The organism is Bacillus sp. B-jedd, from assembly GCF_000821085.1.
Taxonomy (GTDB): domain Bacteria; phylum Bacillota; class Bacilli; order Bacillales; family Cytobacillaceae; genus Bacillus_D.
This window is the reverse complement of record NZ_CCXR01000001.1, coordinates 1,044,305-1,064,652: the sequence shown is the minus strand read 5'-3', so window position 1 is coordinate 1,064,652 and position 20,348 is coordinate 1,044,305. Positions and strand designations below refer to the sequence as shown.

At 41.2% G+C, this 20,348-nt stretch carries 22 protein-coding genes and 2 pseudogenes; 6 read left to right on the top strand and 18 right to left on the bottom strand.

All coding sequences use genetic code 11. The features are described from left to right. Positions 1 to 242: 242 nt before the first annotated feature. The 7 genes from BN1002_RS05485 to BN1002_RS05455 all read right to left on the bottom strand — a co-directional run bounded on the left by BN1002_RS05485 (position 243) and on the right by BN1002_RS05455 (position 4,773). Positions 243 to 971: a DUF4386 domain-containing protein gene (locus BN1002_RS05485; protein ID WP_048827765.1), complete on the bottom strand. Its 729-nt coding sequence runs from the start codon at positions 969 to 971 to the stop codon at positions 243 to 245. A gap of 33 nt (positions 972 to 1,004) precedes the next feature. After that, positions 1,005 to 1,229 carry a helix-turn-helix transcriptional regulator gene (locus BN1002_RS05480; RefSeq protein ID WP_048824019.1) on the bottom strand — a complete coding sequence of 75 codons (225 nt, stop codon included), beginning with the start codon at positions 1,227 to 1,229 and terminating at the stop codon, positions 1,005 to 1,007. A gap of 2 nt (positions 1,230 to 1,231) precedes the next feature. Beyond that, the gene (locus BN1002_RS05475; RefSeq protein WP_048824018.1) at positions 1,232 to 1,678 is read right to left on the bottom strand and encodes a hypothetical protein; all 447 of its coding nucleotides are present in this window, start codon (positions 1,676 to 1,678) and stop codon (positions 1,232 to 1,234) included. Positions 1,679 to 1,852: 174 nt separating this feature from the next. Then, the gene (locus BN1002_RS05470; protein ID WP_048827763.1) at positions 1,853 to 2,677 is read right to left on the bottom strand and encodes a GNAT family N-acetyltransferase; all 825 of its coding nucleotides are present in this window, start codon (positions 2,675 to 2,677) and stop codon (positions 1,853 to 1,855) included. 75 nt (positions 2,678 to 2,752) lie between these two features. After that, positions 2,753 to 3,685, bottom strand: a complete 933-nt coding sequence (locus BN1002_RS05465; RefSeq protein WP_048824017.1) for a TRM11 family SAM-dependent methyltransferase — start codon at positions 3,683 to 3,685, stop codon at positions 2,753 to 2,755. Positions 3,686 to 3,736: 51 nt separating this feature from the next. After that, positions 3,737 to 4,162: a nucleoside 2-deoxyribosyltransferase gene (locus BN1002_RS05460; RefSeq protein WP_048824016.1), complete on the bottom strand. Its 426-nt coding sequence runs from the start codon at positions 4,160 to 4,162 to the stop codon at positions 3,737 to 3,739. 41 nt (positions 4,163 to 4,203) lie between these two features. Then, complete coding sequence (locus BN1002_RS05455) at positions 4,204 to 4,773, bottom strand: hypothetical protein (RefSeq protein WP_048824015.1); 570 nt, start codon at positions 4,771 to 4,773, stop codon at positions 4,204 to 4,206. 278 nt (positions 4,774 to 5,051) lie between these two features. Between BN1002_RS05455 and BN1002_RS05450 the strand changes: the two genes are divergently transcribed. The 3 genes and pseudogenes from BN1002_RS05450 to BN1002_RS24460 form a co-directional block, all read left to right on the top strand. Further along, positions 5,052 to 5,627: a hypothetical protein gene (locus tag BN1002_RS05450; protein ID WP_048824014.1), complete on the top strand. Its 576-nt coding sequence runs from the start codon at positions 5,052 to 5,054 to the stop codon at positions 5,625 to 5,627. Positions 5,628 to 5,989: 362 nt separating this feature from the next. Beyond that, a complete protein-coding gene (locus tag BN1002_RS05445; RefSeq protein WP_048824013.1) occupies positions 5,990 to 6,820 on the top strand; it encodes a protein-glutamine gamma-glutamyltransferase in 831 nt (276 codons plus the stop codon). A gap of 325 nt (positions 6,821 to 7,145) precedes the next feature. Then, a pseudogene (locus BN1002_RS24460) lies at positions 7,146 to 7,232 on the top strand (YjcZ family sporulation protein); the annotation flags it as partial. A 126-nt stretch (positions 7,233 to 7,358) separates the two neighbouring features. On the opposite strand, the gene BN1002_RS05435 reads toward BN1002_RS24460, so the two are convergent. Further along, positions 7,359 to 8,222, bottom strand: coding sequence for a LysR family transcriptional regulator (locus BN1002_RS05435; RefSeq protein WP_048824011.1), 864 nt, complete (start codon positions 8,220 to 8,222; stop codon positions 7,359 to 7,361). 171 nt (positions 8,223 to 8,393) lie between these two features. Here BN1002_RS05435 and BN1002_RS05430 point away from each other — a divergent pair, with 171 nt between their 5' ends. Next, the gene (locus tag BN1002_RS05430; RefSeq protein ID WP_048824009.1) at positions 8,394 to 9,683 is read left to right on the top strand and encodes an NCS2 family permease; all 1,290 of its coding nucleotides are present in this window, start codon (positions 8,394 to 8,396) and stop codon (positions 9,681 to 9,683) included. Positions 9,684 to 10,001: 318 nt separating this feature from the next. On the opposite strand, the gene BN1002_RS05425 is transcribed toward BN1002_RS05430, so the two are convergent. The 5 genes and pseudogenes from BN1002_RS05425 to BN1002_RS05405 form a co-directional block, all read right to left on the bottom strand. Continuing rightward, positions 10,002 to 10,724: a hypothetical protein gene (locus BN1002_RS05425; protein ID WP_048824007.1), complete on the bottom strand. Its 723-nt coding sequence runs from the start codon at positions 10,722 to 10,724 to the stop codon at positions 10,002 to 10,004. Between the two features lie 263 nt (positions 10,725 to 10,987). Then, positions 10,988 to 11,374, bottom strand: coding sequence for a hypothetical protein (locus BN1002_RS05415; RefSeq protein ID WP_048824005.1), 387 nt, complete (start codon positions 11,372 to 11,374; stop codon positions 10,988 to 10,990). 54 nt (positions 11,375 to 11,428) lie between these two features. Next, positions 11,429 to 11,551 (bottom strand): annotated as a pseudogene (locus BN1002_RS23175) (SDR family oxidoreductase); the annotation flags it as partial. A gap of 29 nt (positions 11,552 to 11,580) precedes the next feature. Further along, positions 11,581 to 11,874, bottom strand: coding sequence for an SdpI family protein (locus tag BN1002_RS05410; RefSeq protein WP_048824004.1), 294 nt, complete (start codon positions 11,872 to 11,874; stop codon positions 11,581 to 11,583). A 60-nt stretch (positions 11,875 to 11,934) separates the two neighbouring features. Next, positions 11,935 to 12,309, bottom strand: a complete 375-nt coding sequence (locus tag BN1002_RS05405) for a hypothetical protein (RefSeq protein ID WP_048824003.1) — start codon at positions 12,307 to 12,309, stop codon at positions 11,935 to 11,937. A 216-nt stretch (positions 12,310 to 12,525) separates the two neighbouring features. Between BN1002_RS05405 and BN1002_RS05400 the strand changes: the two genes are divergently transcribed. Beyond that, on the top strand, positions 12,526 to 12,915 hold the full coding sequence (locus BN1002_RS05400) for a hypothetical protein (protein ID WP_048824002.1): 390 nt from the start codon (positions 12,526 to 12,528) through the stop codon (positions 12,913 to 12,915). Here the strand turns inward: BN1002_RS05400 and BN1002_RS05395 are convergent. Continuing rightward, a complete protein-coding gene (locus BN1002_RS05395; protein WP_048824001.1) occupies positions 12,912 to 13,196 on the bottom strand; it encodes a hypothetical protein in 285 nt (94 codons plus the stop codon). The two genes, BN1002_RS05400 and BN1002_RS05395, sit on opposite strands and share 4 nt — an antisense overlap. Positions 13,197 to 13,678: 482 nt before the next feature. Then, the gene (locus tag BN1002_RS05390; RefSeq protein ID WP_048824000.1) at positions 13,679 to 14,680 is read right to left on the bottom strand and encodes a VanW family protein; all 1,002 of its coding nucleotides are present in this window, start codon (positions 14,678 to 14,680) and stop codon (positions 13,679 to 13,681) included. A gap of 1,008 nt (positions 14,681 to 15,688) precedes the next feature. Between BN1002_RS05390 and BN1002_RS05385 the strand changes: the two genes are divergently transcribed. After that, positions 15,689 to 16,147 (top strand): YhfM domain-containing protein, encoded by a 459-nt coding sequence (locus BN1002_RS05385; protein ID WP_048823999.1) that lies wholly within the window; start codon positions 15,689 to 15,691, stop codon positions 16,145 to 16,147. Between the two features lie 216 nt (positions 16,148 to 16,363). Here the strand turns inward: BN1002_RS05385 and BN1002_RS05375 are convergent, their stop codons facing one another. The 3 genes from BN1002_RS05375 to BN1002_RS05365 all read right to left on the bottom strand — a co-directional run bounded on the left by BN1002_RS05375 (position 16,364) and on the right by BN1002_RS05365 (position 20,303). Then, complete coding sequence (locus tag BN1002_RS05375) at positions 16,364 to 17,506, bottom strand: YdcF family protein (protein WP_082036141.1); 1,143 nt, start codon at positions 17,504 to 17,506, stop codon at positions 16,364 to 16,366. A gap of 19 nt (positions 17,507 to 17,525) precedes the next feature. Further along, entirely contained in the window at positions 17,526 to 18,371 is an 846-nt protein-coding gene (locus tag BN1002_RS05370) for an endonuclease/exonuclease/phosphatase family protein (RefSeq protein ID WP_052445615.1), read from the bottom strand. A gap of 282 nt (positions 18,372 to 18,653) precedes the next feature. After that, positions 18,654 to 20,303, bottom strand: coding sequence for a catalase (locus BN1002_RS05365; RefSeq protein ID WP_048823997.1), 1,650 nt, complete (start codon positions 20,301 to 20,303; stop codon positions 18,654 to 18,656). Between the last annotated feature and the right edge of the window lie 45 nt (positions 20,304 to 20,348).

The following is a 20,348-nucleotide window of genomic DNA, read 5'->3' as shown; positions in this document are numbered from 1 at the left end:
ATCTGTCCTTTTATTTGAAATCCGCATACATTTTTACCTTATTTTTCTATATTAATTATATCCTATATTAGATTGTATATGTTAATGGAATTTTAGTAACAACTAGACTTTTTGTTCGGTATTTTACCTCAGAAAAAAAGAGACACCCTTTTAAAAAATGGGGTGTCCCTTGGTTTTTATTAATTTCTATAAATATCTTTTCATAACCTTTTGATTCAAGTTCAAAGTTACCCAGCGTATATCTAAGCTTGTGCTGTGTGACTCCCGCCTCGCTTCCGGGCTGAAAGCACAGCATAAGCCGGTTCATTGAATCCTTTCACCAGAAGCCACAGAGCTAGTATCATTTCAGTTGCGGCCACTGGCAGGGCCAATAGTCCTCCCCAAACAGAAATTTGTTCGATCACGCCGAACATGACCAACAGGGAACAGGTGAAAACTGATATGGCTCCGATGATGCCAAGGATTGCAATAAACCTTGGTACGAGTTTAGTTTTGAAAAAAATATAACTGTACATGATTGTATTGAGGCCAAGCATGAAAAGGGGTCCGAGCATAAACGTCCAGTCATGGATGGCAATTAAAGCTATACCAGTACTTTGAAAAGGTGCGGGGTCAGGGGCTCCCGCCGCTATGAATTCACGGCTCAGAGTCAGAAGGGCAAGCACACTAATGATTCCAACAGTTATAACAATCGCTTCCAGGAATCTGAAGCAAACATGCCATAGTGCGATGGTTTCATTATATTTTCTTAAGATTGGGAACATCACCGTTGCAGTCCCTATCGCTGAAACAACTAGCATCAGTTCCATAACCGCGCCTAATACAATCCGGTTGGCGTGTTCAGCTCCTTCCACAAGGTAACCGGAACCGATCAGGATTGGATCGTACAATTTAAGGCCGATGACTGCAGTAACGGCTGCAAGTAAAAACAGCACCCCGACAATTTTTGCCGCTATCTTGTTTGACTCCAATTGCTCCCCTTCTTTCAAGATATTTAATTGGCCTTACAGCTTTGGTTCTTCTCCATAAAAGAATACTTCTTCCAATGGCAAGTTAAAGGCATGAGCAATGCGGAAGGCGAGTTCCAGAGATGGGGAGTAATTTCCCTTTTCGAGTGCCACGATTGTCTGTCTTGTGACGCCTGCCTTGTCAGCCAATTGCTGCTGAGTCATTTCATCATGATTGAAACGTAATTTGCGAATATGATTGCCGACAAGATTTTTACCCACGGTTAGACTCCTTTCCTATAGTGATGGAGTTTTGTCATTGAGCCCGTTACATCTGCGAGGAATCCGGAGGCGATGAGGATGATGAACATTACTTGTGAAGGCTGATAGGCGACTAGCGATCCCATTGCGAAAAGAAACCCAATGACAAAGACAAAAAATGAATTACGGAATGCTTTCAAGCCAATTAATTTATCCAGTTCATCCTCAAATGCCGGTTCCTTTTCCCGGGTCGTTATTCTAAAAACAATGTTAAAAATAATACTGATAATAATCTGCGCAACAATTGAATACAAAGTGAGGATGAGGACGAAGGATCCCCAGTAGCGAAAGGTTTCAAGCGATTCCAGTCCCCCACCGGGATGGCGCGGAATCATGTAAAGGCAATATGCTCCGAAAATGAGAATAGTGCTGGCCAACGACACAATACTTTTCTTTTCCTGATAAGTCATGAATTCACCTCGTGTACATTTTGTTTTACAACAAGTAAAGTTTTATATACTAAGTGTATGGTTTGCTTTACATTTAGTCAACTTATTTTTACAGAAAATTCTCTCATTTTTCAAAAAAACTGCTTGGAGCAAAGGACTCCAAGCAGTTTTTCCTGATTTTTATAAAGTAGAATATCAATTTAATTGAAAATAATATCCTTTATAGTTAAATACATTTGTAAAACCGATATTTTCAGCAATTGCAATTGAAGGCTTATTGTCTTCCATACAATCCCAATAAGGGACCTGATCATTTTCCAAACAATCTTTGACAAAGTGATGGGCTGCCTTTTGGGCTAATTTCTTTCCTCTATATGACTCCAACGTTTCAATATCCACACAATGGACATTTTCCATGACAAAGCCTGAAAAACAGGCACTAACAATGAGATTGTTATGAACTATGCAATAACCAATCCCCTTATTGAAGAAGTCATCAGGCGAAGACCAGAACTCTGAAATTTTCGAGTGTAAAAATTCAATATTTTTAATTGTGTTATTTTCATAGAGATGTTTACTGATTTTAATAACATCATATTCATGTTCAATGGCTGGCTCATTCTCAGTTTTATAGGACTCATTTTGCAGGGTAAAAACCTTTTGGTTCCAGCTTGCTAATTTACGATGTTCAAACATCTTTTCAATAACCTTATTCCATTTTGGATGATTACCGATTCCTTCGAACCAATTTAACCCGACTTTCTTTGCATCTGGTTTGATAACGGTATCGATAAGCTCATTTATTTGGTTATTGAGCGAATTATTTTCTTCATCTCCAATGAAAATAAATCCGTCATTGTTACCCAGCCAGACAAGCCCGGAAGTAGGCGAAGTTACATTATCTACAAAAACACGGCCTGGATTCATTCCTTCAATTACAGCTTTTACTTCTAATTGTCCCTGTTGATTGATCATCCTTTTACATCTGTAAAATTCATTCGTATGTAGTTCAGAAATGATATAAAGCCCCCCTATTCCCTTGACCATCGACCCTGTTATCTCTTTTGAACTTTACGTTTAAATGGCCCTACATTATCAGTAACACACAATAACTTCCCTCTCGAACGCACCTTTTCTTACAACAGCCCGGTCCATTATGGAAAATCCAGCCTCAATGAGAATGTGGTCAATCGGTTCAACGGTAACCACAACAGCTTTTTCAGCAAATTGACGGGCGCTTTGAAGCATCTTGAGCTGCTCTTCGGGACTGATGACCGAGCATAGATTATATGGCATATCAATAATCGCCACATCATAATGATTCACGATGTCGAGCATATCTTTTAGCTTCACTTCACAGGAATAGCCGAAGTGCGCAATATTCTCCCGTGTCCCGCCAAGAACGAGTGGATTTCTGTCGCTCCCCACGATATCGATGCCCATTGATAAAGCTTCCACCAATACCGTTCCAATTCCGCAGCAAGGATCAATCGCCTTGATTCCTTCCGGCTTAGGGATCGCAATATTCGCCACAGCCCTGGCGACTCGGGTATTGAGAGCCGTTGAATAGCTGTGGGGCTTTTGCTGGTGATGATGCCAGATCGGCTCACTTTTAACGTAATCGCCAAATATCCATCGGCCATCAGTCAGATTCATTACGCCAAAAACCCGGTCCGGATCATGCAAATCAGCTCGCCCATCGATATGCAGTCCGAGTTCCTTTTCAATGGAACGCCTCTCTTCCGGCGATTTTGCCATCCCGGCTCTCTTTACGTACTTCAGTTTAAAAGACACCTCGAAAGCCGGCAGGATTTTGACTTCTTCAAGAAGTTCTTCAAAGCTGTTCCCCTGGCAAATCACAGCAACTCTTTCTTTTATGAAAGGACTACGGCTTGGGTCTATTTTCACTCGGCTTTCCAACAAGCCAGTCTGGGAATCGCAGCCGAAAAACGAGCGCATCTCCAATAACATTAGCGAACGTTCCCCTTCGTAACTGGAGAATGTATAGAAATACGCCGTCTCAATCATGTAATTGTCCCTTGCTATGTGTACTCACTTCTGTTGTTACCATAATTGTCATCAGCGCATTTCACCAGTGTAGAAAGAACTCGCCAGCTCCCCAAAGTCATAATCCCTCAGCTCATCCAGCGTGATATTCGCATGCGCTCCTTCATGGACCATTAGATTACTGTTTTCGCCGACGTGGACAACGATGACAGGCTTGTCCGTGGCATACCCGTAACCGAGCTCCCAGGCAGTTCCGCTGTCCGAATAGTTCCCATGGTAGATGCCAACAATGATTTCAGCCCACTTGATATTTTTCAAGTTCTTCATAAACGTTTCAATTGACCATTGGCGGGTACCAAACTCAGCCTGGCTGTCCAATGGGTGTCTCATCGGCGAGAAGATTTTCAAACCTTTCTCCTGCAAAATCTCCTCTACCTCTTCCAAATATTTGAGCTCCGTTTCGTTAAAAAACGGACCGGCAATATATACTCTTTTCATGATTGGCCCCCTATGCAAAATCTTTTCTGCTGTATTGTGAATTAAACTTCCACTTCTTGTGCCAAGGTAAATAAAAAATTGTACACAAGGCCAAGCGTTTCGCTAATCGTTTTCTCTTCATTGAATTCCTTCAAAGCCTCCAGAGAAAAGTTGAAATTCCAGATTCCTTCGCCTCCGTCAAACATGAGGCTGTAGTCTGTTTTTGCAAAACAGAACTTTTCCTGCAAAAGTCCATTCAGTCTATCCCCATATTTCTTCTGAAGCTTCAGTCCGAGCAGCGCCTGGTAATTCCGGAAAACATCGTCTACCTCAAGAACGACCGCATCGACGTCCACTAGCTCGAACCATTTCGATTCCACATAAATGAACTGATTCATGTTCTTCTTTAAATAGGAAATTGGCTGCTGCAAAATATCTGTACCGCCATTGGCCGCTACTTGCTCTGTTTCCTTGTCACTCAACTCGATATAGGCGTCGTTAAACCGCTCCGCAGAGTTTTTTTCACTCGCGGCTCCCTCTTCAATTAGACCCTGCTTCTGGGCATACTCAATCTCATCAGCATATAACACTTCGTTATTTTTCAAATACTTTTCCATATTCACCTTAAGCATTTTGTGGTCTCCTTTATTTCAGCTCTCTATTTGGTTATACCATGTCCACGTGAGATTACAAACATTAGCCCGCAAAATAACCGTCTATGATAAAACCTGAAACTAAATTTTTCAAATTTGAAATTATTCAAGGTAGTTGAATTTATCAAGAGTTCAAATTTTCAATCATTAAAATGGAAATTCATGTTAAAATAATGTTAATAATTTGAAAAGATGTTCTTTTAACTTGAAGGTTATTTTGAAAAAAGGAGTGAAATTATTATAAGGGGGATTAACAGATGAAGAAATTGAAAGTCGGAGTACCGATGTTAATGGTAATCATATTGATATTCGTTATTAATGGGTATAGTTTTACGGCGTTAAGTGCTGCCAAAAGCAATACTTTCCTTTCAAAAGATGCAGAGTTAATGGAGCATTATGATACAGGTTCATCTGTTATTTTTTTGTTTAAGAGCGATAAACAAAAGATCTATCAAACCGTTTTATCCGAGAGGTCAGGTTTGTTTTTCCGCAGTAATGCATCAACCAATACTCCATATAGTTCAGATAAAATTCAAACAGTTGGAGGCATGAGTTTTTCCAATGAAAAAGATGAAGTCACCTTGCTGAGTCTAATTTCATACGACGAAGAAGTCGCCTATATAGAGGCCGGTATCGAGCCTAACTTAAAAAGAAAGGAGATAAACAAAGGAGAACGCATTGCTTTCTTATTCCCTTTCAGTGAACAAATTGACTCCCTTCACCCCATTGCATTTAATAAAGACGGAAAAAAACTTTATTATCTTGGGTACCCCAAAGATACAAATATATTTAAGAACGAAGATTTTAAGTGGCATAGGTTCGAAGGGCAATAATAAAATCCTTTTTGATATCGTGGTCAATAGATAAATTAAGTTACTAATATTTCATATAAAAAAGCGCTCAAGTTTTTCTGAGCGCTTTCACTTAGGAGGACCACAGTTTGATGGTCCTTCTTAAAGTAACGCACCATTTTATTGCTGAGTAACAATGAACTCTCCAATAAATTCATTCGGTAAATTGCTTTAAAAAACTTTTAGTTAAGTATCTTTCATCCTTTTCCCTTTCCTACACTTCTGCAAATAACAATTCGATTTGCACCCCTCATTATTGTTTATCAATCTTAACATGATTAATAAAAATCGGAATACGCTAGTTATGAATGCAGATGAAAAGTTGGATAGAGATGGGGGATAATATGATCAAAATCTCTGGGATCCCGTTTAAACAGAATGAAAAATGGCAGCTTGGGAGTATTGAGAAAACCATTATTCAACAAATGCAGAATACTTCCATCGTGTATTCTTATAATTCGCAGAATGAATTATTGTTTGAACTTAAAGTCCGTAAGAACATAATCCAAAGTGCGAAAGTCATGGACAAAAGCCAGGCAGTGTTCACAACTTTTGCATATGCTCGCTGCAACCCAAAGTACTGGCAATTAACTAAGACAGGCGGGTTTCTTTTAAGATCCGATGTGCAGCCAGGTGATGCCATTATGGATATCTTCCGAAACAGTTCCATGTATGCATTTGAATGTGCCACAGCTATTCCAATCATCTATTACCATGCCATTTTATTTAGTATTGGCGAAGAATCATTTAATTCACTTTTTCAAAACCTGTATCTTTATAGCTGGCATACAGACACTGACCTAGGGATCGTCACCTTTAATTCCACACACTTTTTGCCTGGAGATGTCTTGTACGTGAATAACCCTGACTTTGATCGAAAGACCCCATGGTTCAGAGGGCTTAACGTAGTTATTCTTGAGGACGGAAAATTGTTTGGACATGGATTTAACATAAGGACCGCAGAAGAGATCATTCAGATTCTTAATGAAAAAAGAGGACCGGACAGTCATAAATCAGCTTATATTACAAAATTGGTGACAAGGCCTTCTTTTAAGTATTTATACAGAGCGGCAAACTTTAGTTTGACCGATAGAACATCCAAAATACAGCGCCCAATAGTACACCATAACAAAAATTCCATTTCATATGCTCATTATCTTTATTATTCATTGTAATATCCGGTCATTTCACATTCCCTGATATTCACCCATTTTTTTATAGACGGGCTCAAAACCCACCCATGGGAGTATTATATAAGTAATTCCTCACATGAAGGGAAGTGTGATAATGTATTCAAACCTTAATGCGCCACCAAATCTTGGCCCTAATGTTGCACCAAACATCGCCCCAAATATTGCACCGAATGTGGCACCAAATATTGCTCCAAATATTGCCCCAAATGTGGCTCCAATGCCTGTTTATACAGCTCCTGCTTATGATTATGGCTGTCCAGCTTATAGCTATGGATGTCCAACTGTTTTCAGTTATGGCTGTCCTAGTTATCGAAATGAATTTGTCTTAATCGTCGTATTGTTTATTTTACTTATTATTGTAGGTGCAAGCGTTTACGGCTTTTGCAGATGCTAACCGCAATGATTAAAAGTGAAAAAAAGCAATATTATAAAACCTAAGGGCTTGGGGGAATTCCCTCAAGCCCTAACTTTTTTATAAAAACAAAGTAGTATTTGTGCTTAAGCAGTAATTGATTATTGACTATAATAATCCTTTTACTACTTTCATGAAATTTTTGGCGGGGGCAGAAACGTAATGATATTCAAGCCAAATGAGACCTAGAGAAGAGATCATATTGGCATTATTTATTGGCGTCCCGTAAAGTGTTTTTGTCCCATACACATCAAAAACAGATTTTGGGACAATTGTTACCCCCATTCCACTCCTAACCAATTCCATCAAAACTTGCATATCAGAGCATTCTGCAATCTTTGTCAGTTGAAGCTTTTGCTTAGTAAAAGCTTCAAGAATCGTATTATATATACCCAAGCCTTCTGTACTAGGAATAATAAGGGGCATGTGTGAAATCTCTTCTAAGGATATATTTTGAACTTCTTTTTTACTTACGAAAATTAAAGGCTCATTAATTAGATGATGGTAAATTAAATCTTGATGATCAAGAGGAAGGCGTACAAATGCCATTTCAATGACCCGTTTTTTAACCATTTCGGCTAAATAAATGGAATCATTTTGAACAATTTTTAAGGATACAAGGGGGTACTGGTGGTGAAAGGATTGAATCATTTCTGAAAAACTTGAAACAGACAATGTGTTTATCCCGATGGTTAGCGCTCCCTTTTTCCCCTCTTCTATATCACTTAATTCATTTTTAATTTCTTCAAAACTATTTACTAACTGCTGGGCCCTTTGATAGAGCAAATGCCCCTTATCAGTTAGCTCCATACGCTTTCCATTTCTCTCGATTAATTTTACCCCCAGTTCATCCTCCAATTGTTTCAACACGATGCTAAGAGGCGGCTGGGACATATGTAGCCGATTGGCGGCAGCTGTTATATTTTTCTCTTCAGCTATGGCTACAAAATAGCGTAATTGTTTAATGTCCATTGTCTTCTTCCTTTATTTAAAAAATATATGATTTTTATATAAATTATATATTTTTCATATAGAAGTGTCCATGTTACGATAACGGACGACTCGCTAGCTCTTGGTCATCGCCGTACAAACTGGAGCGACTTCCACTCAGATAAAGGAGCTGGACTAGAAAAGGAGATAAACATGGAACGTCTATTTAAGTTACAACAACATGGTACTTCACTTACAAAAGAACTTTCGGCAGGTTTTATTTCATATATAACCGTGGTCTATATCATTATTGTCAACGCTACGATTTTAGCTGAAGCGGGTATTCCGTTGGAGGCAGGAATCATTGCGACAATATTAACTAGTTTTTTCGGATGTTTAATTATTGGACTTTGGAGTAACGCCCCTATTCTCCTGGTTCCGGGGATGGGGCTCAATGCGATGTTTACTTATACAATCGTTCAATCGGGGGGATTTACTTGGCAGGAAGCCCTGGCAATGGTTTTCGTGACAGGACTGATTTTCGTTGTCATTGCTTTTACACCTATAGCTAATGTAATAACAACCTCGATTCCTAATTCATTAAAGGAAGCCATAAACATAGGGATTGGAATCCTTTTGATTTTAATAGGGTTTGACAATGCTGGTATCATTACGAATTCCGAGCACACTCTGCTTGCAATTGGAGATTTAAGCAGCCCCGCAGCAATTACAACCATTATTGGTTTGATCATTACGGTCATTTTATTCCTTAAAAATGTACCTGGAAACCTGCTTTTAAGCATTTTGATTACATCGTTGTTAGCGATTTGGGTAGGAGGGACCAATCCTGAAGGGGTTTCCTTTACGTTGCCTTCTTTTCAAGAATACTCAAGTGTTTTTGGACAACTATCGTGGTCACAATCAGGAAATATAGTTTTCTGGCTAACTTCAATCTCTCTTGCAATGGTGGTTGTGTTTGAAAATATTGGGTTAATTCATGGTCACAACAAGATGTTAAATAGATTCGAAGATAGCAAGAAGTCCTTGCAGGCTACTAGTATTTCGGTGTTAACATCCGGCATATTCGGAACGAGTCCCACTGTTGCATCGGTAGAAACAGCAGCTGGAATAACAGCTGGTGGAAGGACAGGACTAACTTCCATTGTTACCGGAATATTGTTTCTCGTCTCAGTCTTGTTTATACCGGTGATTAAAATTATTCCATCAAGTGCAGTTTCGCCTATTCTCATTTTAATAGGTGTGATTATGGTCCAAAATATTGTCCATATTTCAATGAAAGACTTATCAGAGAGCTTCCCGGCAATATTAATAATTGTCCTGATTCCATTAACTTATAGCATCGCAGATGGTATGGCATTTGGCTTTGTCCTATACCCATTATTAAAACTTTTACTAGGGAAAGGAAGAGAAGTTCACCCTATGCTTTATTTTATTGCCATTCTGTTTTTCAGCAACTTTATTATTCAATATTTTCTTATCTAGATATACAGTTACTTTTTGAGATAACTTGCAAAAAGTCTGTAAATGGACAGGCAATTAGAATACCCCTCCCTTTCAAACGGGAGGGGGCAATCTGTATTTTATTAAAGAGATCATTCACAGCAATCCTTTAAACCTCACTACATACAGATATTTCAACAATTTTTCCATAACCAAGGTTGAGATATGGGGAAAGAGTGCATCTCGAAGAGTTACAGAAACCGGTTATTTAATTGCACCACCATTCCTACCCGGTTTGATATTCAGGTAATTACTCTGGTCCCCCTCCCTAAAGAGTTCGCTCAAGAAGAAAATAATTACTCATTTTCCCGTCCTAATTGCAGCTTCACTTATAATAAATGCGAGCTTCAATCTTCCCAACCATTTGTCAGACTCACTAATATCCCTGTTTATTCCATTGGTTTCTTCGTGGTACTCTAATCCATCCACCTCTGTATAACCAACCTTCAGTTTCGCAATTCTTTGAGCAATCATTGCCCATTCGGAGTCAGTCATTTTTTCACATGAATGCGTGTTAATATATTCAGCGGCATTTCTTGAAAATGAACAGGATCCAGCAGTGATGTCTACGTCCATCCCCAGTTCAAGGGAACAAACTTTATTGGTGATTTTCTCGGTTTCAATCCATTCGGGAGGATGGGTATTCATAGCCCTTTCTGTACGACCTAAAATCAAATAATCGTGACTAGGTATAGTTGAGACAATCTTTTTTAGTTCTCGAAAATAACTTTTGCTCCAAGTTAAGAGCCTGTCAAAATCACAATAATGGAAAAAGTCACTTTTCCCGTTTAATCCAAATTTCACAGCTTCCCTTCTTGCCTCGGCAGCTCCTTTTTTGGGTATGATTTTTATATTAAACTTACTTTTCTCCATTTCCTTAATAGACTCAACTGAAGATTCATCACTGATGGTTAAAAACAATTCATCATAAATATTTTCTAATCCATTTTGCATTTCTTTAAAAAGTTCTATGTTTTTCCCTTGTGGGTCGTGAGTGACAGTCAAGAGTGCGATCTTTGGCAAGGTATCCACCTCAATTTTCAATGCGTGTGATGATTATTCCTTTGAATTTAAAAACTTAAAAGTTATATTTAATAGAACAATCGTGAGATCATAGGAATTCCAAAATACCCTATTAAAATACCAACTAATAACACAAAAAAATAACTCCATTTTAGTAAGCTTTTCATTCTCATTCTCATTCTCCTTTAACCAACAGAATTTTTTAAAATTCATTTTGAACCTTTTAATGGTTGTCAATCCGTAATGGCTAATAAGAAATACTTCTAAATTCCTGTATCAAACAATAGAATTTCATCTATTTCGATTTGCACGAATGAACCAATAGGACAATTGGCTCTAGTTAATTCAAAAACAACTATGTTATTTCCTATTCTTAATACTGAATACCCATCAGCAGCAACCGATTCTAACACTCCTGATAAATAAATATGTTCACCAACACTTTTTATCTGATTAATTTTCTCGCCAATATTTTCAATTTGCTTTCCCCACTCAAGTACTTCTGGAATATCAATTTCTATATGATATTCGAAATCTAATAATGGTTTAGTACCAATCCATTTTCCCTCAGCAGTACCAAAAGGCGAAGTAAATTTAACCATAAAACCATCTGCCAATTCTTTCATGTATTCAACCACTATAACTTTCATCAAATTATCCTACTATTTTAAAGGGTCTTTTTTTCAAAACCCTTCTTTAATTGCTTAACTCCTAAGAAATCGCCCTTCCGAATGAATGATCTGGCCTGTTATCCATCTTGCTTCTTCGCTGGCGAGTAAAGCAATAATTTGTGCCACATCTTCTGGTCTCCCAATTCGGCCCAAAGGTAAGCACATTTTTACATTCCCATTTAGAATTAAACCTTTAAAATTTTCACCTCTACAAGAATATAAATAAAGACTACTGAAACTCCCAGCGTCAGGAAATTTAGTAATGTACTTTTAAATACAACCGCAAATATTAGTAATATTATGCCAAAAACAATCAATAACCTGCTGCAATATCTATTTGCCTTATCCCAATTGGTTTTATTTCTCATCGAACTCGAAGTTCTATACCCATAAAAGCTGTTTATTTCCCTGGGTGGGAAGAAAAAGAGGATTATCCCTGCTATTACAATGATAACCCCAATTGTTACCCCTGCATCCATACGTCTCCCTCCCTCGCATATGTTGAATGATAAGGAGAAATGGGATAAACCAATAGTTAACTACTTTTCAAATCTACTAATTTCAACAAGGTTTGGATCAAAAGCAACTAAATGTTGCGTCCAGCAATCAGACATTTCCACCCCAATTTCGTGGCCATTTTTGCAGACTAAGTTATTACCGTCACAGCCATCCATACCGCAACATCCATTTAACCTTCGTCTGTCCGGATGGTATTTGGATTGAATAAGATCGTATATATTGATGATTATTCGATTTCTAATCCGGGCTGGATAATCATCATTACCATTTTTAATAAAAAAGCCTTGCGGAATAAAATCCTCTCCACAAGCATTCTGGTTTAATTTTGATAAATCGTCCAACTCACTTAACGTATTTGTAACAACGGTCTGACAGGCTTTACAGCGCAACCTCATAGGAATTCCACCTTAGCTTATTATTGTTCATCTCCAATGTATTTAATAGGGATTGAGGTCCCTTTAAACCTTATGGGATTAAAGCCAACGATAGTTGAAAAGACAATCTATAATTTCGTTATGAGTGCCAAACCTAAATCTACTTTTTTGCTAAATCCCCTTGAAAAAATTATGTTCTAAAAAAGACCCGTTATATAATTGTAACGGGGTGAATAGATGAAAAACAAAAAATTACAGCCATATTTGGTAACTGCAATAGTTCTAATAGGTCTTTATTTTGCAGGAAGTTATTTACTTGATAAGTTTTTCGGTGATCTATGTGGAAACGACATTATTCAAAAGGTGCCTTCACCGAATGGAAATAAGATAGCTTTTATTTTTCAGCGGGATTGCGGCGCTTCGACAGGGTCTTCGTATCAGTTATCACTGTTGGATTCGGATGAGGAACTTCCCAATGAATCCGGAAACGCATTTGTTTCTGATCACCAATTCCAAGTCACATGGCTCACCATTGATAAATTACGAGTAAATTACAAGAAGTCTTCCGAGATATTTGAAATGGATAAACGTGTGGGCAGGACTAGCATTGAGTATATAGGGAATTAAACTTCTTCTTTCTTGCGTTTCACAAATTTAAGCAGGACGAAATTAATCCAGGTAGTAATGGGTATCGCAAAAATAAGAACATAATAATATGTTTGCCCAACGCCAAACACTCTTGCTTCCTCGTCCTTGCTGTAAAAAACAGAAAAGGCTGAGGCCAATATCAGCGTATTTAAAATCAGTGCGGATACCGTGCCCAGCAGTTTGCTCTTTTTCTTTTTTACTATCCAGACTGACGCCATTATGGAAATTGCTAAAGAAAAGGAAATGATTAGAAGGCTCATTCCTGCAACTCCTTATAATAATGATCGATGGCTTTTTATGGCTTTAATGATGGACATCCATGCAAAATGAAGCAGCTTTAATAACCAATAAAAGACGAAAAGATTAATAAAAAAGGAAAGAATATTAAAATGAAGGTATTGTTTTGCATGATACTCAAACACACTTATTGGTGCGCCGAAACTAGTTGATTGAGGTGTGTTTGTTGAAGGGTACGGAAATAATAATGTAATGACCATCAAGCAGAGACTGATAACGTAAATAACCCTTTTATAAGTGTCCATTTTGGTTTTCTTGCTTAGCACATTATATAAAGTTGCTACGGAAAAGAGGGTGAAACCTATAACAGGAGTTACAATATATGCCAATCCATTCACCTCATATTAGTTTTCCTAATTTTAACATTCAATCCGATTTCCGAACACCATTTTTATCAAAAACAAACCCGCTTCCTGTTAGGATAGCGGATTGAGAAAGGAAACGGTTATCTTTTTGCAATAGCTCTTTTAAATTTTGCGGCGGTCCTTATTTCTATCGTCAATGTGCCTTTCCGGTAAACTCCTTTGATAATGAACGGCGCTCCGCTGGTGTTTTTAAACTGAAAATCCTTCCCTCCATAAGAAACGGTCGCATCCCTGCCATTCGGCACATAACCGACGTTTAAGGAGTGATGGTGCTTTTCGACATAGTCAACCCGCAGCTGGTCCACCGCGTTGAACAGCGTCGACGATGTCTGGCAGATGCCACCGCCAATACCCATGACGAGCTGTTTGTTGACGATTTCCTTGGCGGGCTGGTAGCCGTGCGCTTCATCACTCGGCCCGACCGTTGTATTGAACGAGAAAATATCCCCCACACCGACAATCACATTATTGATTGCCTTCGTGGACAGCTCGATGTTTTTCGATCTGCCAGCAACACTGCCATCAAAACGGGTTGTATACGAAGCGATAAGAACTTCGCCTAAATGCGCCACGTCCTCAGGTGCACAGCTGCTTTCCGTTACATGGATCGGCAGGACGACATCCCCGCCTTCACCCGATGCGTCCAGCACCATTTTCACCAACTCGGCCTCCTCAAGAATGATCCGCGAATCCCCCTTGATTATGTTGCCATTCGCGCCAATCCGGTCAAGCGTGCCGCGCCGGTCGTACCCAGGCTGGCCGTCCTTCCCCCGGGCCATTTCCCGCGCCCACTTTTCAATCTCCTTTTTGTATTCCTCGTTATTCGTGCCATATCCCATGTCCTCCGGGATGAACGCCTGGATTGCGTTGCTTTGTGTTGGATCCTTTATATAAACCACCGGTACAGCGGGTTTTTCTACCGGTTTCGGCACGGGTTTAGTTACCTTCGGTGCCGCCGGCCTTTCCGCTGCATTCGCTGTTTTCTTTTCATCACTTTTTCCTTCCGCCGCCTGTCCAGAACATCCCGCTAAACCTATGAAACTACAAATCAACACCACTGAAATTCCTCTAGTTAGCTTCAATCCTCTTCCCCCAGCCAGGTTATTTTTTCTCTTATTTTGCAAAAATCCTCTTACAAGAGTATAGATAAAATACTGCGTTTGGATTTTTGCAAAAATATTCGCTTAGCTATTCTATTCGGCCCGTTACGGAATATCCCTTCCTATTTATTCCAAACAAATCCCGACAGAAGTTCGACTTATTCTGCGGAGATGATGGGTTTACTTATATTAGATGGATTAGTTTATGGAGTGCCATATATTCCTCCAATTCTGCGTCTAATGATTGAAAGATTAGAGGGGGTGGAGTTTTCCGTTCCCAGAAAGTGGTTATGGATTGCTTTGCTATAGCGGTTGAGCCGTGTTGAACTCGAATCCCATCATTACTTTGCTAGCTTTCCAAAGTTGCTCCTAGTTGGGACAATTTACTGGTAAATTCCTTGAAAGTTGTCCCAAGCCGATCCAGGTTGGGACATTGAAACCATTATTTCCGCGCCAGCTGTTCCAAGTTCAACCACGTTGGGACAGGTTATAGGTAAATTCCTTGAAAGTTGTCCCAAGCCGATCCAGGTTGGGACATTGAAACCATTATTTCCGCGCCAGCTGTCCCAAGTTCAACCACGTTGGGACAGGTTACAGGTAAATTTCTTGAAAGTTGTCCAAAGTCAATCCAGGTTGGGACATTGAAACCATTATTTCCTCGCCAGCTGTCCCAAGTTCAACCACGTTGGGACAGGTTATAGGTATATTCCTTGAAAGTTGTCCCAAGTTCAACCACGTTGGGACAGGTTATAGGTAAATTTCTTGATAGTTGTCCCAAGCCGATCCAGGTTGGGACAATGAAACCATTATTTCCTCGCCAGCTGTCCCAAGTTCAACCACGTTGGGACAATGAACCGATTATTTCTTCACCACGTGTCCCAAATTCAACCACGTTGGGCCATAGAACCGATTAATCCTTCCCCAACTGTCCCAATATATATGGCTAATAAAAAAATCAATTTCATCCTATCCAAGAAAAGGAGCATCCCAATGATTCTACAAAAACAGAAATGGCTATTTTTCACCTCACTCATTCTATTATTTCTTTCAATAGCCGGTTGCAAGGAGCAAGAAAAAGTTGAACAAGTGAAAGGTACTGTTTTTGAACCGGTTCAATTGGAGGGGAAAACGATTCAGAAGGCAACGGTCGCTATGGTCGGCGAAAGCATGCTGGATGTGAAGGAGCCTCATGTTACCTACGGCCAGGAGGATGTTGACGCGCTTAAAACCTTTGTAAATTCGATCGAGCAAGCCGAAAAAGTGAATGGATTTGTAGATGTCACAGCCCCGGATTACATGCTAACGATTACGTTCACTGATGAAACAATTGCTAAATATATGCTGTGGCTTGGGGTTAATGGCGGTTCGCTCATGAATGAAAACAATACGCATACCATTTACTCACTTCCCTCCCGCTTCATCAGCGATTTAAACAAGTATGTTAAGTGAACCTAAAGTCGCCACCCCGCCCTTTTCTTTTGCAAAAATAAAACAAGGCCCAGCGAATCGATCATCGCTGAGCCTTGTTGCCAGTGCCTTGAAACTTTATCTCTGCATTCCCGGGTACTGTCGGATGCTAGATGTTTTACCTCTACATTCCCGGATACTGCCAGATGCCAGATGCTTTCCCACTGCATCCCCGGATACTGCCAGATGCCGGATGCTTTACCTCTGCATTCCCGGATATTGCCAGATGCCGGATGTGCGGAGTAGGTCGCGGTAGATAACAAGGGTTTCGTCCTTCGTCACTTTTTGCGCTTCTTCAATTGATGGATAGTCGAGATAGACCATATTCGTGAACGCGCGGTTGGTGTTCACCGCGTTCATTTCATCGTAAAAGCGGGAGGCTTCATAGAAAGTGGTCAGCCCCCTCCTCATATGGCTCGCGCTCGTGACGAGCGTGACATCCTTTAGCCCTTCTTTTTGTAAAATGGCTGTTGTGAAAAGGGCGTTTTCGACAGTATCGGTTGCTTTATTTTCCATGATGATCCGTTCTTTAGCAATCCCGTTGCCGATGAGCCACTCGTTCATCGCTTCAGCTTCCGTAACGCCTTCCTTCGGGACTCCGCCTGTAACAATGATTTTCGAATTTGGATATTGTTTTGCCACAGCAAGGCCCGCCTTCAGGCGTTCGATTAGTGGCTCCCTCATCGTGCCATCATCCGCAAGGGCGTATCCAAGGATGACAATCGCATGGTCCTTCGCAGGCAGCTTGCCTGGCACTGATGTGTTCAATTTCGTTTTTAGGATTCCCTCAGTTACCTCGAACTTCTGAAGAAATTCTTTTGTCTTGTGGTTGTCAATTTGTCTAAGCTTCGAAACGGACTGCTTATAAGCTTTTTCGTCACCGTTTATTTTAGAATAAACGCCGTAGAGAAGGTTGGCATTGAAATTATCCGGCTCCAGATTAAGGATTTGCCTGTAAGTCGCGAGTGCTTCGGACACTTTTTTCTGGATGATCTGGGTGGAAGCCAGGGAAATTTTCAGATCGGTGTTATGTGGTTCAAGGACGGTTGCTTCCTTGTAGGCCGCTTCGACCACATCGTATTTCCCCTTGAGCGTGATGCCCTTGAAAATCTCTTCCTCTGCCTTCTTCAAATCGCCGCCGTGCCAGTAATAATACATCGCGATATCTTCGAGCTGCTGAATCCTATCAGCCGTTGGTTCATCAGTCTTAATCGGTGCGAGTACCGGGCCCTCCTCGGTCTCCTGCACAGTCTGCGTTCCGGTTTCCGCATACGCTGTTGACAAGGTGAGCGTCGCGCAAATAGCCAGGATTAAACCGAATCTCTTTTTAAATGAATTCATGACTTTTCCCCCTTCAATATTAATTCCCATTGTTATAAGGAGCCGTACGCTCCAGTTCAATTTCTGCTATGACCGGCAAGTGGTCCGAATAGGTAGAATAAATGACCTCTTGATTAAAGATCTTCAACCCTTCACTCGCAAAAATATAATCGATACGTTTGATTGGATTTTCAACCGGGAACGTATCTGCGTTATCTCTGTTTTCAAAAGCGTCAACTAAGTTCGCCCCGTTAAGCAGCTGCTTCACTTCATCGCTATCCGGCTCGGCGTTTAAATCACCCATCAGAACCGCTGGAGTCTTTTTTGCCGAAACGATCTTATTAATTTCCTCTACCTGTGCGAGTCGCTGGGAAACAGTTAATCCGAGGTGTGTGTTGTAAACACGGATATGGTTGCCCTTTACATTGACGGTTGCTTCAAGTAAGCCGCGCTGTTCCTTGCCAAAACTCGGCAATAAGTAGTTTTCAGCCTGGATAATCGGGTACTTACTTAATACAGCTGTGCCGTATTGGCGGCGTTCAGCACCTTCTTCAAGCGGATCGAGATCAAGATTGGCTGCGTAAACGTAATGGTAGCCCAAAAGCTCCGCCAGCTTTTTCGCCTGATCTTCAAAGTCGCTCCTGGCGCCATAATGCCTGTCGACTTCCTGAATTGCGACGATGTCTGCCCCTTCATCCCGGATTAGTCCGGCAATCCGTTCAAGATCAAGGATGTTATCGATGCCGACGCCATGATGGATGTTATACGACATGAAGTTGACAGAAACCTTTTCACCTTTCGGGGAGTTCGACTGCGCCCCGACACTATGTACTGCGCTCCCCATAAATAGCAGGAAACACATCAAAACCCCTAAACGTTTTTTCAAAAAATCTCCTCCTTAATAATTTTCAGAATTTTACACACACTTATCCCTTTACCCTACTTGTCAGCTTGGAAACTGCATCCAATTGCCCGGTACAAACCTCACAAGTTAATCCTGCTTTCAACGCTCCGAACAAAAAAAAAGACACCCCGATGTTTTTCGGAATGCCTTTTTGCCTAATGATTGAACGGAATTTATTGGTCAGTCCGCGGCTAGACACCAAAGAATTGCCAATTTATCCGCTCACTTCGTAAGGTTTTTTCTTTTGCAAAATAACCAGCTTCTTTAATACGGGTCGGCTTCATGCCCTTTCTTGACTGCTTCATCGACTGCTTTATTCGCTGCCAATGAGCCTTGGCCGTATTTATTTTTGCCTGCTTCACGGCCTGGAACGGCAGCTTCATTGCCCGCCTCATTAAGTTCCCTCATCATCTTTTCGATGCCTTCCTCGACGCGGCGGCCGTAGTCTTCATCTGCTTGTGTAAAGTGAAAGACCATCGCTTCCTGGATCCGTTTGTCGCAGACAGCGAGTGCCGCGGACAGGTTATTGATTAGCTCATCGCGTTCCCAGTCTTCGAAGTTACGGTACGTTTCACCAGCCTGGCCGTAGTTGTTCGGCCTGTCGATTGGCTCACTCATCGCTGCGGCATTATAGGTCGGCCGGTGCTGCGGGCGGCCTTCCCTGCTCGCTTCCTCGTAACCGCCAATCATCGATGGCTCATAATTGATATGTGGATTATCGCCGGACTCTTTCGAATCGCGGAAATCCATTTGCCCACGCTGCTGGTTCGTGCGGACTTCCGTCTTTGGCGCATTGACCGGCAGCTTCAAATAGTTGGCGCCGACACGGTAACGCTGAGTGTCCGAATAGGAAAAGGTGCGGCCTTGAAGCATTTTGTCATCGGAAAAATCCATCCCGTCGACAAGGACGCCCGTTCCGAAAGCTGCCTGCTCAATTTCAGCGTGGAAATCAACCGGATTGCGGTCAAGAACCATGCGGCCGACCGGCAGCCATGGGAATTTATCCTCCGGCCATAGTTTCGTGTCGTCAAGTGGATCGAAATCAAGCTCGGGATGATAGTCATCATCCATGATTTGCACGAAGAGCTCCCATTCCGGATAGTCGCCGCGCTCAATTGCTTCGTATAAATCCTGGGTCGCATGACCGACGTTTTTTGCCTGGATTTCATTTGCTTCTTCCTGGGTCAGGTTGCGGATTCCCTGCTTCGGTTCCCAGTGGTACTTGACGAGGACGGCTTCGCCTTTGTCGTTGACCCATTTGTACGTATTGACGCCCGAACCCTGCATGTGCCGGTATGTAGCAGGGATGCCCCAGGGAGAGAACAGGAAGGTAATCATGTGGGTTGCTTCCGGGCTGCGGGAAACAAAGTCAAACATTCGCTGAGGATGGGAAACATTCGATGCCGGATCAGGTTTAAAGGCATGGATCATATCCGGAAACTTCATCGCATCGCGGATAAAGAAGATTTTCAAGTTATTGCCGACAAGGTCCCAGTTTCCATCTTCCGTGTACATTTTCACGGCAAAGCCACGCGGATCCCGGGCAGTTTCCGGTGAATCCTTTGCTCCCGCCACCGTCGAGAAGCGAACCATCAGCGGGGTTTTTTTGCCTGCTCCTGAAAACACTTTCGCGCGGGTATACTTTTCGACTGGCTCATCACCGACTTTTCCGTACGTTTCAAAATAACCAAATGCACCGGTACCGCGTGCGTGGACGACCCGCTCTGGTACCTCTTCCCTGTCAAAATGCGAAATCTTTTCAATGAAATGATAGTTTTCCAATGTTGCCGGACCGCGGTTGCCGATGGTTCGGATGTTCTGGTTATCCAGAACCGGATGCCCTTGCCTCGTTGTCAGCGTTTCACGTTTTACATCATTCTCATGCGGAATTTTCCTGTCCTTGTTCTCCCCCAAACTGAAAACCTCCTTAAGAATTAAGATACCTTCATTTTACCTTTT

Excerpts from the sequence above, each read along its gene's own strand:
- BN1002_RS05385 (WP_048823999.1), top strand. The coding sequence starts at position 15,689 with ATGATTCTACAAAAACAGAAATGGCTATTTTTCACCTCACTCATTCTA.
- BN1002_RS05430 (WP_048824009.1), top strand. The coding sequence starts at position 8,394 with ATGGAACGTCTATTTAAGTTACAACAACATGGTACTTCACTTACAAAA.
- BN1002_RS05415 (WP_048824005.1), bottom strand. The coding sequence starts at position 11,374 with ATGAAAGTTATAGTGGTTGAATACATGAAAGAATTGGCAGATGGTTTT.
- BN1002_RS05395 (WP_048824001.1), bottom strand. The coding sequence starts at position 13,196 with ATGAGCCTTCTAATCATTTCCTTTTCTTTAGCAATTTCCATAATGGCG.
- BN1002_RS05465 (WP_048824017.1), bottom strand. The coding sequence starts at position 3,685 with ATGATTGAGACGGCGTATTTCTATACATTCTCCAGTTACGAAGGGGAA.
- BN1002_RS05375 (WP_082036141.1), bottom strand. The coding sequence starts at position 17,506 with ATGAATTCATTTAAAAAGAGATTCGGTTTAATCCTGGCTATTTGCGCG.
- BN1002_RS05445 (WP_048824013.1), top strand. The coding sequence starts at position 5,990 with ATGATCAAAATCTCTGGGATCCCGTTTAAACAGAATGAAAAATGGCAG.
- BN1002_RS05475 (WP_048824018.1), bottom strand. The coding sequence starts at position 1,678 with ATGACTTATCAGGAAAAGAAAAGTATTGTGTCGTTGGCCAGCACTATT.
- BN1002_RS05435 (WP_048824011.1), bottom strand. The coding sequence starts at position 8,222 with ATGGACATTAAACAATTACGCTATTTTGTAGCCATAGCTGAAGAGAAA.
- BN1002_RS05460 (WP_048824016.1), bottom strand. The coding sequence starts at position 4,162 with ATGAAAAGAGTATATATTGCCGGTCCGTTTTTTAACGAAACGGAGCTC.
- BN1002_RS05405 (WP_048824003.1), bottom strand. The coding sequence starts at position 12,309 with ATGAGGTTGCGCTGTAAAGCCTGTCAGACCGTTGTTACAAATACGTTA.
- BN1002_RS05410 (WP_048824004.1), bottom strand. The coding sequence starts at position 11,874 with ATGGATGCAGGGGTAACAATTGGGGTTATCATTGTAATAGCAGGGATA.
- BN1002_RS05400 (WP_048824002.1), top strand. The coding sequence starts at position 12,526 with ATGAAAAACAAAAAATTACAGCCATATTTGGTAACTGCAATAGTTCTA.
- BN1002_RS05450 (WP_048824014.1), top strand. The coding sequence starts at position 5,052 with ATGAAGAAATTGAAAGTCGGAGTACCGATGTTAATGGTAATCATATTG.
- BN1002_RS05455 (WP_048824015.1), bottom strand. The coding sequence starts at position 4,773 with ATGCTTAAGGTGAATATGGAAAAGTATTTGAAAAATAACGAAGTGTTA.